The 13,671-nt window shown below is 37.1% G+C and carries 11 protein-coding genes, 8 tRNA genes, 1 riboswitch and 1 other annotated feature (1 of these 21 only partly in view); of the genes, 17 read left to right on the top strand and 2 right to left on the bottom strand.

Translation table 11 applies throughout. The annotated features are described in order from the left end of the window. Window position 1: 1 nt before the first annotated feature. The 15 genes from LfDm3_RS02220 (at window position 2) to LfDm3_RS02290 (ending at window position 9,251) form a co-directional block, all read left to right on the top strand. Window positions 2-74: transfer RNA gene (locus LfDm3_RS02220), tRNA-Val, on the top strand. A gap of 8 nt (window positions 75-82) precedes the next feature. After that, a tRNA-Asp gene (locus tag LfDm3_RS02225) sits at window positions 83-157 on the top strand. Between the two features lie 67 nt (window positions 158-224). Beyond that, window positions 225-297: transfer RNA gene (locus LfDm3_RS02230), tRNA-Phe, on the top strand. Window positions 298-303: 6 nt separating this feature from the next. Next, window positions 304-386 (top strand) — tRNA-Tyr (locus LfDm3_RS02235). Window positions 387-396: 10 nt separating this feature from the next. Further along, window positions 397-467 (top strand) — tRNA-Trp (locus LfDm3_RS02240). A 14-nt stretch (window positions 468-481) separates the two neighbouring features. After that, window positions 482-554, top strand: a tRNA-His gene (locus LfDm3_RS02245). Between the two features lie 58 nt (window positions 555-612). Then, a tRNA-Cys gene (locus tag LfDm3_RS02250) sits at window positions 613-683 on the top strand. A gap of 30 nt (window positions 684-713) precedes the next feature. Further along, a tRNA-Leu gene (locus tag LfDm3_RS02255) sits at window positions 714-798 on the top strand. 603 nt (window positions 799-1,401) lie between these two features. Then, window positions 1,402-2,766 (top strand): purine-cytosine permease family protein, encoded by a 1,365-nt coding sequence (locus LfDm3_RS02260; RefSeq protein ID WP_039143829.1) that lies wholly within the window; start codon window positions 1,402-1,404, stop codon window positions 2,764-2,766. Window position 2,767: 1 nt separating this feature from the next. Beyond that, entirely contained in the window at window positions 2,768-4,003 is a 1,236-nt protein-coding gene (codA, locus tag LfDm3_RS02265; RefSeq protein WP_039143831.1) for a cytosine deaminase, read from the top strand. Between the two features lie 76 nt (window positions 4,004-4,079). Next, the gene (locus LfDm3_RS02270; RefSeq protein ID WP_039143833.1) at window positions 4,080-5,135 is read left to right on the top strand and encodes a zinc-dependent alcohol dehydrogenase family protein; all 1,056 of its coding nucleotides are present in this window, start codon (window positions 4,080-4,082) and stop codon (window positions 5,133-5,135) included. A 227-nt stretch (window positions 5,136-5,362) separates the two neighbouring features. Further along, complete coding sequence (locus LfDm3_RS02275) at window positions 5,363-6,664, top strand: uracil-xanthine permease family protein (protein ID WP_039143835.1); 1,302 nt, start codon at window positions 5,363-5,365, stop codon at window positions 6,662-6,664. Between the two features lie 323 nt (window positions 6,665-6,987). Continuing rightward, the gene (locus LfDm3_RS02280; RefSeq protein ID WP_010021726.1) at window positions 6,988-7,767 is read left to right on the top strand and encodes a transporter substrate-binding domain-containing protein; all 780 of its coding nucleotides are present in this window, start codon (window positions 6,988-6,990) and stop codon (window positions 7,765-7,767) included. Window positions 7,768-7,797: 30 nt separating this feature from the next. Further along, window positions 7,798-8,514 (top strand): amino acid ABC transporter permease, encoded by a 717-nt coding sequence (locus tag LfDm3_RS02285; RefSeq protein WP_039143837.1) that lies wholly within the window; start codon window positions 7,798-7,800, stop codon window positions 8,512-8,514. Continuing rightward, window positions 8,514-9,251 (top strand): amino acid ABC transporter ATP-binding protein, encoded by a 738-nt coding sequence (locus tag LfDm3_RS02290; RefSeq protein ID WP_039143840.1) that lies wholly within the window; start codon window positions 8,514-8,516, stop codon window positions 9,249-9,251. Before LfDm3_RS02285 ends, LfDm3_RS02290 begins: the two co-directional genes overlap by 1 nt. Window positions 9,252-9,286: 35 nt before the next feature. On the opposite strand, the gene LfDm3_RS02295 is transcribed toward LfDm3_RS02290, so the two are convergent. Then, window positions 9,287-9,982, bottom strand: coding sequence for a hypothetical protein (locus LfDm3_RS02295; protein WP_039143842.1), 696 nt, complete (start codon window positions 9,980-9,982; stop codon window positions 9,287-9,289). Window positions 9,983-10,087: 105 nt separating this feature from the next. Beyond that, window positions 10,088-10,168, top strand: a riboswitch (SMK box riboswitch). On the opposite strand from LfDm3_RS02295, the gene metK reads away from it, so the two are divergent. Next, on the top strand, window positions 10,166-11,353 hold the full coding sequence (gene metK, locus LfDm3_RS02300; RefSeq protein WP_039143844.1) for a methionine adenosyltransferase: 1,188 nt from the start codon (window positions 10,166-10,168) through the stop codon (window positions 11,351-11,353). It overlaps the preceding riboswitch by 3 nt. 63 nt (window positions 11,354-11,416) lie before the next feature. Next, window positions 11,417-12,886 (top strand): MDR family MFS transporter, encoded by a 1,470-nt coding sequence (locus tag LfDm3_RS02305; RefSeq protein ID WP_039143846.1) that lies wholly within the window; start codon window positions 11,417-11,419, stop codon window positions 12,884-12,886. Here the strand turns inward: LfDm3_RS02305 and LfDm3_RS02310 are convergent. Next, window positions 12,883-13,458: a tRNA (mnm(5)s(2)U34)-methyltransferase gene (locus tag LfDm3_RS02310; RefSeq protein WP_039143848.1), complete on the bottom strand. Its 576-nt coding sequence runs from the start codon at window positions 13,456-13,458 to the stop codon at window positions 12,883-12,885. The two genes, LfDm3_RS02305 and LfDm3_RS02310, sit on opposite strands and share 4 nt — an antisense overlap. Before the next feature lie 87 nt (window positions 13,459-13,545). Beyond that, window positions 13,546-13,671 (top strand) — a binding site (T-box leader); it runs 68 nt beyond the window's last position.

The following is a 13,671-nucleotide window of genomic DNA, read 5'->3' on the forward strand; positions in this document are numbered from 1 at the left end:
TGGAGGATTAGCTCAGCTGGGAGAGCATCTGCCTTACAAGCAGGAGGTCACAGGTTCGATCCCTGTATCCTCCATAACATATGGTCCGTTGGTCTAGTTGGTTCAGGACGCCTGCCTGTCACGCAGGAGATCACGAGTTCGAGTCTCGTACGGACCGTTTGTTGTAGAAACACTTGCAACATTAATTAAATAGTTTTATTATTGTAAATGTCATAAAAGACAATGGCTCGGTAGCTCAGTTGGTAGAGCAACGGATTGAAGCTCCGTGTGTCGGCAGTTCGATTCTGTCCCGCGCCATTATATGGAAGGATAGCGAAGTCTGGCTAAACGCGGCGGACCGTAAATCCGCTCCTTCGGGTTCGGTGGTTCAAATCCACTTCCTTCCATTTTATTTATAGGGATATCGTACAACGGTAGTATACCGGTCTCCAAAACCGTTGATGTGGGTTCAATTCCTACTATCCCTGTTTATGATGTTATGGCGGTAGTGGTGAAGTGGTTAACACATCGGTTTGTGGTACCGACACGCGTGGGTTCGATTCCCACCTACCGCCCTTTTGATTGCTTGGTTCCAGTAGGGAAGGGCAGTTATTTAAGGCTTAGTGCCTTTATGGCGGTATAGCCAAGTGGTAAGGCAGAGGTCTGCAAAACCTTCATCACCGGTTCAAATCCGGTTACCGCCTTTGTTTTACTGCTTTAGCAATCATTAGCATGCCGGAGTGGCGGAACTGGCAGACGCGCTGGACTCAAAATCCAGTGATCATTGCGATCGTGTGGGTTCGAACCCCACCTCCGGTATAAACATAGTTACATAGAAGAACATTAGTTTTAAAAAACTAATGTTCTTTTTTATTATCTCCAATTTGATTTGTTTTTATTTAAATAGGAGTGTTTAAGGTTGAAATAGTAATTATCTTTTAGTCGTTTTGCTTGCTAATTTTGATGAATATAGCATATACTAATGATGCAGGGATGAGTCCGAGTACATTAAGGTTCTGTTGATCCTTCATTGTTGTTAATTTATTTAACTGCCCGGGCTTAGACCTGTTTTTGTGTCCAAAATTATAATATATGGTTTTGTATATAAAATAGAGAACACCAGAAATGGTGCTCTCTATTTTCTTTTATTTTTTAACTTTATTTTGAGCTTTTTAAGTTTTAACTTTTGTTTCTTTAATTTAAGCTTTTGCTTTTTAATTCTTAATTTATCGCGTTTAATTCTAGCTTCGCGGCTTCCAAGCATAATTTATCACTCCTTAATTAAACTATTATTTATGATACGCTCTTCCTTTTAGAATTCCAATTATTGTTTCATCAATGAATTTTACCTTTTCAATTATCTTGCGGATTACTATAATTAAAGCAATGTAATGCTTTAATTATAAGTTAAGGAGGAGAAGAATGGCGCAAGATAATAAATATGAGATTCATCCCATTCCCATGGGTGAACGGAATATGGGTTACTGGGATATGTTTGCAAACTGGTTTGGTGCCAATGCTAATAATGGAACGTGGTTTATTGGTGGAATTATTGCCGCCTGTGGACTTTGGGGTGGATTTAGTGCTCTAGTGCTTGCTTCCGTTGTTTCTTATCTGTTTCTTAGTTTAATTGGATATGAAGGGTACCAAACGGGTTTATCCACTACTACGTTGAGTCGAGCAACCTTTGGAATCCGGGGAAGTATCATTCCTTCCATCATTAATCTAGTCATGTTTATGGGGTGGACAGCTGTTAATACATTCATTGCGGCTACGTCATTATCATATATTTTTAACACGTTCTTTGGGTGGCCAATTTTCGGAAAACCAGGTGGCACGTTCGGATTAGTAATTGGAATTTTAATTATGAGTATTTTACATATTCTAAGCGTTATTGCGGGACAACGATCCATTAGAGTCATTGAAAGAGTTGGAATCATTCTTGTCATTATTTTTGTAATATGGGAAGCAATAGCCGTCTTTAAAGATGTCTCACTTTCTCAATTATCTCATTGGGTAGTTCCTAAGAAAGATCAAATGCCATTTGGAGCTGCCATTGATAGTTTAGCCGCATTTAACTTGGCGTGGGTAACTAGTGGAGCTGATTTCACACGATTTACTAATAAGAAAAAAGTTTCAACAAGTGCACCATTTTGGGGTGCTTTGCTTGGTGCCGTGAGTTTTGCTTCAATTGGATTATGTACCACAATTAGTATTGCCATTACGTCTGGGGTTTATGATCCTAATAATTCTGACCCAAGTACAGTGGCCAATAAACTTGGGTTAGGAATCATTGCAATGATTGTAATTGTTTTGACTAGTATGACTGCTAATGCCGTTAATCTTCAGGCTGCTGGTTCTGCTTTAACCAATATGAATCATAAAATAACTTTGAAACATTCTTTATTAATTGTAACGATTGTGGCGATGGCTTTAACTTTCATTCCTCTTTTAAGTGGCAGTTTCCTATCAGCTTTTACCGCTTTTCTAGATTATATTGGGATGTTTTTAGGTCCAATTATTTCAATTATGCTAGTTGATTATTTCTTACTTAATGATCGTGATTATAATTTGAGTTCATTTGGTGATCCCAAGGGAGAATTTTGGTATAGTCATGGTGTAAATTGGTTTGCGTTTGGACTTTGGGTTTTAGGTGTTTTGCTATACTTAGCTTTAAAAAACGTTTCAATTATAAAAAATACCATTGGAGCCACATTTATTGTGATGGGAATTATCGCAATTCTTTACTATATGATTGGTCGTATTTCAGAAAGACGAGGCAATTAAGATGATTATTAAACAAGGTTATATTGAAAATTCCAAGCAAAAGCAAGATCTTTTAATTAAGGATGGAAAAATTAAACGAATTGCTAATCACATTGATGCTCCAGAGGAAAAAGTTATCGATGCCAATGGAAAACTAATTATTCCGCCATTTGTCGATTCACATGTTCATTTGGATTCAACCCTGACAGCAGGGGAACCACGTTTTAATGAAAGTGGGACATTATTTGAAGGAATTTCCATTTGGGCTGATCGAAAGAAGAGTCTATCTGCACAAGATGTAAAAGGTCGTGCCATCCAAACCCTAAAAAACCAAGCTAAACATGGAATTCAATTTGTCCGAAGTCATGTTGATACGACTGATCCTGATTTTACTGCCCTTAAAGCGTTACTTGAAGTCCGCGAAGAAGTATCTGATTTCATTGACTTACAACTAGTTGCTTTTCCTCAGGAGGGAATTCTCTCTTTTCCTAATGGGAGGGAATTACTTGAAGAAGCCGTTAAAATGGGTGTCGATGCCGTGGGTGGAATTCCTCATTATGAATTTAATCAGTATTATGGGCGTGATTCATTAGAGTTTTTAATGAATTTAGCTGAAAAATATGATCGATTGGTTGATGTTCATTGTGATGAAATTGATGATCCCAATTCCAGAAATTTAGAGGTTCTTGCCACCTTAGCCTATGAATCTGGAATGAAGGATCGAGTAACTGCTAGTCATACCACTGCTCTTGGGTCTTATAATGACGCTTACGCCGACAAACTCATGCGGCTACTAAGGATGTCCCAAATTAATATGGTAGCTAATCCGTTGGTTAATATGCATTTAGGAGGACGTTTTGATACATATCCAAAACGACGTGGTTTAACCCGAGTGAAAGAACTTTTAGAGCATGGAATTAACGTATCATTTGGTGAAGATGATATTAAAGATCCATGGTATCCCATGGGAAATGGTAATATGCTTGATGCACTTTACGTTGGAATCCTAGCAAGTCAATTGATGGGTTATCATCAAATTATGGATTCATATAAGTTAGTTACCACTAATGCTTCTAAAACACTTCATGTAAGTGATCATTATGGGATCGATGAGGGGAAACCAGCTAGCTTTTTAATTTTTGATACTGATAATTTTTATAATGAAATTAACGAAAGAAAGACACTCTTATATTCAATTAGAAATGGGAAAATATTGGTTCAAAAACAACCTGAAAAGATTCAAACTTATTTTGATTAGTTCTTAGTTAGATTACTTTATTTTAAATTATCTTGTGATACGATGAACGCGAAGATTAATTGAGGAGGGAATTGTAATGGTAGAAGAAACTAAGATTAATATTCCTAAAACCATGAATGCATGGGAGATCGTTAAACCAGGACCGATTAATGGGGATAAATCACCATTGAAGTACGTAAGAAAAGAAGTACCAACGCCGGGTGACGGTGAGGTCCTCGTTAAAGTATTGACATGTGGAGTTTGTCACACAGACCTTCATGTTACCGAAGGTGATCTTCCAGTTCATAAGAAGAATTTAACACCAGGTCATGAAATTATTGGTAAAGTAGTTAAAAATGGTCCTCATACTCGCAGATTTAAAATCGGTGAACGAATTGGAATTCCATGGTTAAGAAAAACCTGTGGGGTATGTAAATATTGTCGTTCTGGTAGAGAAAACTTATGCCCATATTCTAAGTACACGGGATGGGACCATGATGGCGGATATGAAGAATATACGACCGTTCCTGAGGGATTTGCATATCGAATTCCAGAACGGTTTAATTCACTCAGAGCTGCTCCACTTCTCTGTGCGGGAATTATTGGTTATCGTGCTTTCGAGAGAGCCAACATCCCAGCTGGAGGTACTCTCGGAATCTATGGATTTGGTGGTTCAGCCCATATCACTGCTCAGTTAGCAATTGATCAGGGAATTGAAGTTCACGTTTTCACTCGGGGTGAGGACGCCAAAAAGTTTGCGCTGTCACTTGGAGCTAAATCAGTAAATAACACTTATGATATGTCGCCGGTTCCTCTAGATTCATCCATTATTTTTGCACCAGTTGGAGAAGCCGTTCCCAATGCTCTAGAAAGTTTAGCTCCTGGTGGGACCCTTGCTTTAGCTGGAATTCACATGTCTGATATTCCGCAAATGAGTTATGAGGATCATATCTTTCATGAAAAGAACTTAACCAGTGTTGAAAGTAATACGAGAAGTGATGGTGAAGAATTTTTAACTTTAGCTGATCGTTTACACATCGAACCTGATGTAACTGAATTTCCACTTGCTAAAGCAGATGAAGCACTAAAACGGGTTGCTAAGGGTGATCTAAAGGGTGCTTGTGTTTTAAATGTGGGATTAGATAGTGAGTAAAGTCCGTTAAACATAGTGTCATAAGGGGCTCCGTTATCATTTTGATTTAGAAATTTTATTGACAAATAAAAATAAAAAAGATATTGTTTTAGTTAAATGAATCTTTAAGTTTGTCCAGTGAGGCAGCAAGATTTCGACTTTTAAAGTGAAACTGTATAACTTTATCTAATCGAGAACTGCTGCCCAAATGGACGGCAGTTTTTTATTAGAAGGGATGTCAGTAGAAAATGAATCAGAAAAAGGACTATGTATTAGGAATTCATGATCGACCCACACCATTAAAATGGATTGGGCTTTCCTTACAGCACATGTTTTCAATGTTTGGTAGTACTGTGATCGTTCCATTGTTAGTTGGGTTAAGTCCAAGTATTGCTCTGTTTGCATCAGGGATCGGGACTTTGCTCCATGTTTTAATTACGAAGGGAAAAATTCCCGCCTACATGGGATCAAGTTTCGCATTTGTAACCCCAATGATGGCTCTAATGAAAACGACTGGAATTGCTGGAGTTTCTCAAGGAGTAGTAGCCGTAGGATTGGTTTACGTAATTGTGGCTACGATTATTTCATTTATTGGTTCTGATTGGATTGATAAGATTTTACCACCGGTCGTAGTAGGACCCATTGTGATGGTAATTGGATTATCGCTTGCTGGAAGTGCTGCCCAAAATGCGATGATGGATCATGGAAAGTATAGCTTAGTCTTTTTTGGAATCGCAATGGCGACCCTGTTTTTAGCTATTTTCTTTAACGTCAAACTCAAGGGCTTTTTGGGCTTAATTCCCATTTTATTGGCCATTGTTTGTGGTTATTTGATCTCAGTGGCTTGTGGATTGGTAGATATTCACGCCATCGTGGCTGCTCCATGGTTTAAAATGCCGCCATTTCACCTCATTGGAACCGAAAGGGGTTTTAAATTTGATTGGAATGCCATCCTGATTATGGCTCCGATTGCCTTTGTAACCATGACTGAACACATGGGGCATTTAATGGTATTAGGCGAAATGACTCATAAGGATTTCTTCAAAGATCCGGGCCTTAATCGAACCCTTGCAGGAGATGGAGCAGCATCCCTTGCTGCTGGAATTCTTGGTGGACCAGCCGTGACTAGTTATGGTGAAAACATCGGAGTGATGGCGATTACTAAAGTTTACAGTGTTTGGGTAATTGTTGGTGCGGCAATTTTTGCAATGATTTTTGCCTTTGTAAACAAATTGAATGTTCTTATCATGCAAATGCCACTGCCTGTAATTGGTGGGATTAGTTTTCTCTTGTTTGGAACAATTGCCGCTAATGGTGCCAAAGTAATGATTGATAATAAGTTAGACATGGATAAAAAGCGTAATTTAATGATTGCATCGGTTATTTTGGTAATTGGAATTGGGAATGCCTACATTCAAATCGGAAGTTTTCAATTTACAGGAGTAGCTTTAGCTACTGTCATTGGAATTGTTTTAAACCTTCTTTTACCAAAGGATGAACATGATGATCCAGATCTTGAAGATCAAACTATTGACCCAGTAAAGAAATAGTAATATTATAATTTCATATTGATGAATACGAAAGGAGAAGTAATTATGTGTAAACCTTGTTGTTGCAAAAAAGATTTAAAACAATCTAACGACAATTTTGGTATGCACTCAAAGGCTTCTCTATAAATGATATTATTTTATTATAATAATTATAGTTATGAGAGGACTGGTGGATCCAGTCCTCTTTTTTGTGTTCATTTATGATCAATTTAGGAGGTAGCGTCATGAGAAAGTTACTTGTCTGTTTAAATTTTTAGAGTAAAATAAACATAGTGAATTAATTAATTTTGTACAACATATTTTAATGAATGGGGATTTTAATTATGAAGAAAAGATGGCCGTTACTTTTACTGACAGGTGTTGCTGCTTTAGCACTAACTGTTACTGCTTGTGGGAAACAGTCAGAAACTAAGAAGCCTGGCACGTTAACTGTTGGAATGGAGGGAACTTATGCTCCTTATTCCTACAAGGATAAAAACGGTAAATTAACTGGATTTGAAGTTGATCTTGCTAAGGATGTTGCTAAGAAGATGGGCATGAAGGTTCAATACAAATTAACTGGATGGGACTCATTAATCCAAGGGTTAAATTCTAATTCATACGATGTCATCTTTAACAATATGGCAATTAATCCTTCACGTAAGAAACAGTATCGTTTTGCAACTCCTTACATTTACTCAAAGTCGATCATGATTACTAAGAAGGGTTCACCAATCAAGAATGCCCAGGACTTTAAGGGTAAGAAAGTTGCCGAAGGAACAGGAACTGACAACTGGGACAACGCAGAAAAGCTTCATGCTAAGCCAGTTTCATCACCAGAATTTAATACTTCAATGCAAATGATTGATCAAGGACGAGTTAGCGGAGCAATCAATGCTCAACCAGCATGGCAAACTTGGTATGCTAGTCACAAGGATACCGATCTACAAGCTAAACTAATTCCAACAAATATCATTCCTCAAGGTGAAATTGCCCCAATGATGAATAAGAAGTCCGCTAAATTGAACAAACAGATGGACAAAGCGCTCAATGAACTTCGAAAAGATGGGACTTTGAAGCGTCTATCAATGAAGTACTTTGGAGAAAATATTACAGATAAATAATATTTAGTTTAGTTAGGAGATTAAAGAATTATGTGGGACATTATCATTTCATCATTGCCTAGTCTTCTAGAAGCAATGATTAAATACACCATTCCGCTAACCATTATTTCTTTCTTTTTTGGTTTGATTCTTGCGATTGTGACTGCATTAATAAAATTCTTGAAGCCTCATGGAAATGCATTTGTTAGATCTATTTGGGGAATTTTAAGAGTAATTGCGGATGTGTATGTGTGGGCTTTTCGTTCCACTCCGTTGTTGGTTCAGTTGTTTATCATTTATTTTGGATTACCTAATCTGCAAAATTTCATCCCTGGTTTTAATTTTGAAATTCCAGCGTTTACAGCTGCTGTAATTGGATTTTCATTAAATACGGGTGCATATGCTTCAGAAACAATTCGCTCAGCTTTAATGTCAGTCCCCCAAGATCAATGGGATGCAGCTTATACACTTGGTTTTAGTACTACTCAGACCCTTTGGTATATCATTTTGCCACAAGCAGCTCGAATTGTACTTCCACCACTATCTAATGAATTCATCGGATTAGTTAAGGATACTTCTTTGGCAAGTACAATTACTATCACTGAAATGTTTCAGGTTAGTCAACAGATTGCGGCTCACAACTATCAGCCACTACTTATGTATACCGAAGTAGCTGCTCTCTATGCCATTTTGTGCAGTATTTTAACGATCCTTCAACATTATCTCGAGAAGCGTTCTTCAAGATATTTAAAGGGGGATGAAGGCTAATGATTAAAATCAAAGATATCGTAAAAAAATATGACGGAAAGACGGTCCTTGATAATATTAGTACTGAATTTCCAGAGGGGAAAACAACCGTAATCGTTGGTCCTTCTGGGTCGGGAAAGTCAACTTTACTCCGTTCGTTGGATTTGTTGGTTCATCCAGATTCAGGGATAATTAGTTTCCCTAATTTTTCGTTGAACTATGCGGATAAAATCACCAGCAAGCAGAGTAAAGAACTCCGTGCACAAACCAGCATGGTGTTTCAAAATTGGAATCTTTTTCCTAATTTGCGTGTGATTGATAACATCACAGCTGCTCCAATTCATGTTCATAAGGTTCCTAAGAAAGAGGCCATTGCGCAAGCAAATGAATTGTTAAAGCGAGTTGGTCTTGAGAAATACGCTAATTTTTATCCTGATGAGTTATCAGGTGGAATGCAACAGCGGATCTCAATTTGTAGAGCTCTGGCAGTTAAGCCAAAATACATTCTGTTGGACGAACCAACGAGTGCACTTGATCCAGAACTTGAGACGCAAGTATTAGAAATGCTGGAAGAATTAGCTCAGCAGGGTCAATCAATGGTCATGATTACCCATAACATTGAATTTGCAAAATTATCAGCAGATAAAATGCTTTTTATTGAGAATGGTGAAAAGATCTTTGACGGTTCTAAGGATGAATTCTTTAATAATCCTTCATCAAGAATTAAAGAGTTTTTGGATGCTATCTCATTACAATAAACAAAAATGGACTTCAGTAATCTGAAGTCCATTTTTTATATAAAAGCAGCAAGTCCAATGATTATAAATGAAAGCAAACAATTTTCCAGAGTTTCTTTTTCGCTAAAAATCTGAATTCCATATGAAATTAAGACCAGGGCGATTAAAATAATACATTTAACGATTGAAAAATTAGCTAGTAAAAAGCCAGCAAAAATCAAAATAAAAATAAAATTCAATTTACTTTCAAGACGATGATGAAAGAAGGGTACAAAGAACAGGCAGTATAGACAGAATAGAATACCAACGTTGACTAGAACACTTGATTCTAGATATTGATTATCCAGATAACAAAAAGAAATTACAGGTGCAATTGAATTGAGAAATGAAAAACAAACTAAACCATAATAATTTTCCAACTTAAATTTGGGAATCATCACGATAATATTAGTAATTCCGAGGATGGCAAACAAAATGGTTAACAGAATTGGAAATAACGTAATTAATGCTAGCACCACTGGAATTATATTTAATAAGAGATTAATTCGAGGATCATAATGGATGATAAAAAGTAATAGAGAAGCGGACCATAAAAATTCTGAAATCACTAAAACTACGAGCCGAGAGGTCCAATGAACTGATAAAAGATCTACTTGGGAGGCAAAGAGCCAGATTAAGGTATTTAAAATGATAAAAACGAATAAAATGACCGCCTTAACCGCGGTTTGATTATTTTCAATAAAAGTTTTCATAATAATGTCCTTTTTATATTGATAAATCTATGTTAATCAATTATCGAAATTTGTACAATGGAGATTTTATGAGCTTTTTAATTACTTATAAATATGTTATTATTATAAAGTTATGAGCAGATTCCCGATAGGATTCACGAAAGTGAAGTTGCCTTGTAACCACCAATCATAGGGGGAATAAAAATGTCAGAGAAGCGTTTATTTACTTCTGAATCAGTTTCAGAAGGTCATCCTGATAAGGTTGCTGATCAGATTAGTGATGCAATTTTGGATGCAATTTTAAAAAAAGATCCAGATGCTCGAGTTGCCTGTGAAACATCTGTTACTACGGGATTAGTTTTAGTATTTGGAGAAATTTCAACTACTGCATATGTGAACATTCAAAAAGTGGTCAGAGATACCATTCGTGAGATTGGATATAATGACCCAAAATATGGGTTTGATGCTGACAGTGTTGCTGTTTTAGTATCACTTGATGAACAGTCGCCTGATATTGCTCAGGGAGTCGATGAGTCCGTTGAAACACGTGGCGGGGATGTTGACCCACTTGATAAGATTGGAGCCGGTGACCAAGGAATTATGTTTGGTTATGCTGATAGTGAGACGCCGGAATTAATGCCACTTCCAATTTCATTGAGTCATCACTTAATGCAAAAGTTAGCTAAATTGCGTAAAAGTAATGAAATTCCTTATTTACGTCCTGATGCTAAGGCTGAGGTAACCGTTGAATATGATAATGATGACAACCCTAAGCGAGTTGATACTGTCGTTTTAAGTACTCAACATGATCCTGATGTTACACAAGATCAAATTAGAAAAGATGTCATTGAGAAGGTCATTAAAACTACGATTCCTGCCAAATACCTTGATGATCATACCAAATATTTAATTAATCCAACCGGAAAATTTGTGGTTGGAGGACCAGTGGGTGATGCTGGATTGACGGGAAGAAAAATCATCGTTGATACGTATGGTGGTGCCGCTCATCATGGTGGAGGCGCTTTTTCTGGAAAGGATGCCACGAAGGTAGATCGTTCCGCAAGTTATGCCGCCCGTTACATTGCTAAAAACATCGTAGCAGCTGGACTTGCCAAAAAGATTGAAATTCAATTGGCATATGCAATTGGGGTAGCCGAACCTGTATCTATCTCAGTTAACACGTTTGGAACTTCGAAAGTTTCCGATGATCAACTAGTGGAAGCAATTAGAAAAATCTTTGATTTGCGACCAGCTGGCATCATTAAGATGCTTGATTTAAAACGACCAATTTATAAGCAAACTGCTGTTTATGGTCATTTCGGAAGAACTGATGTGGATCTTCCGTGGGAGCACACTGACAAGGTGAAAGCACTGCAAGATTATTTTAAATAAAGTTTTAAATGACGACCTTCAATGGTCGCTTTTTTATTTGATCAATTAGAAAGATGATGAAAAATGAAAGGTAAAACAAATGTCAAAGTTGTGACAATTGCACTATTTGTTGCAACGTTTATGAGTGCGGTTGAGGGAACCATTGTATCGACCGCTATGCCTACGATTGTTGGGGATCTTCACGGAGTTTCATTAATGAACTGGGTTTTTTCAATTTTTCTATTGACAAACTCAATTGCAACTCCTATTTATGGTAAGTTAGCTGATCAGTTAGGTCGCAAATCAGTCTTTATCTTTGGACTTGTAGTTTTTGTTATTGGGTCCATGCTGTCGGGAATGTCCAATAGTATGGGGACTTTGATTTTGTGGCGTGCGGTTCAAGGAGTTGGTGCTGGTGTGATTATGCCGGTTTCATTTACCATTATTGCTGACATGTATTCTTTTGAAAAGCGGGCTCAGATCGTTGGATTGAATGGTTCAGCATGGGGGATTGCTTCCGTGGTTGCACCATTACTTGGTGGCTTTTTAGTTGATAATCTATCATGGCACTGGGTCTTTTTCATTAATGTTCCCATTGGAATTTTAACGATTGTTTTAATTGCACTATTTTTGCATGAACCAAAACGGAAAATTGAAAGTAAAATGGATCTCCCGGGAGTGGTTTTAATTGCCGTGCTCTTATTTTCAATAATGTATATGTTCCAAGTTTTGAGTGAAGCACCAATTAATTGGGTCATGGTAATTGGATGTCTAATTGTTGCCCTGGTGAGTGGTTTCTTATTTTATAAACAAGAAAAACGTGCCGCTGATCCCTTGATCCCAATTCAAATGTTTAAAAGTCGGACTTTTGTCACGCAAAATTTAATTGCCGCTTTGATTAGTGGGTTTATTTTTGGTTATGAAGTTTATCTTCCAGATTGGACGCAAGGAATTTTAGGATTGAAAGCCACCATGGCCGGCTTTGCCATCACGCCAAGTTCGGTTCTCTGGTTAATTGGTTCTTTTGTATCAGGGAAAATGATTTTGAAGTACCGGCCACAACAAATTATGAATTTTAGTTTATCCTTTATTTTAGTTGGGGCTATTTGTATGGTATTTTTACCAATTTCTACGCCATTCTGGATTTTCTTTGTTCTATCGGCTGTTCTAGGAACTGGATTTGGAATTACCATTACGACATCAACCGTTACGGTTCAAAATGAGGTGCCACCAGAGCACGTGGGGGTAGCGTCGTCATTTAATACATTGAGTAGAACACTAGGCCAGACGATCATGATCTCTATCTTTGGAATTGTGATGAATACTTCTATGGCGAAGGGTGTAAGTAACCATCCGGGAACTAGTTTAAAAATGATGAATACTTTAATTAATCCTCAGACGGCGGTAAATCTTTCTGAAAAAGTACTGCCTGTTCTTCATGAGATTCTTTATACAGCGATTCATAACATCTTTATTTTGGCCCTATTATTGGTTATTTTATCGTATGTTGTTAACTGGTTTGATCATAAAAAAATGCAAAAGAAAACGAACTAAGATGATTTAGTTCGTTTTTGAATTGCAATTAATATTGGTGGATCATTAATTTGATTGATAAACTGATATTTTAAGACGTTGTATTGATGTTGATCAAGGTTACCTGCAAAATCTAAGACCTGATTTTTTTCTTCTTTACCACCAGGATGTCCATAGTACAAAACTAAAATAATAATGCCATTTGGGGTTAAATTATTGAGAATGGCCGAAACGGCTTTTAGAGTTGTTGCCGGTTTAGTTATGATGGTTTTATTTCCAGTGGGTAAGTATCCCAGGTTAAAGATAGCGGCAGAAATTGGTTGATCATTAATGTACCTCTTTACGTTTTCGTGTCCGTCATGAATAACTTCACACTGATGTTGAACCTCATTTTCGTTTATTCGATGGTTAGTGGCATCAATGGCACTTTGCTGAATGTCAAAGCTAAAGACTTTTCCCTTTTGACCAACAAGTTGGGCTAAGAAGAGGGTGTCATGTCCCAATCCGGCGGTTCCGTCAATGACATTATCACCAGGATTAACCGCTTTTTTAAGTAGGGTATGACTAAAATTTAACGCTGATTGTAGTTTCATTGTAAACACCTCAATCATCATTATATCAGGAATCAAGATTGGCTTGTTTTTTTATAGAAAATTTGGTAGAGTTTATTTATTCATATATTAATATTGTTGAGATGAACTATTAGATTGATTTCATTTTTCAGAAACCAAGTGGGTGATGTAAACTTGGATTTGAAATAATTGAACTTATCATCGAATTTTAACCGAATTAAAAGTTAAACGTTT

Origin of the sequence: Fructilactobacillus fructivorans, assembly GCF_000814735.1 — a bacterium.
In the GTDB taxonomy this organism is placed as follows: domain Bacteria; phylum Bacillota; class Bacilli; order Lactobacillales; family Lactobacillaceae; genus Fructilactobacillus; species Fructilactobacillus fructivorans.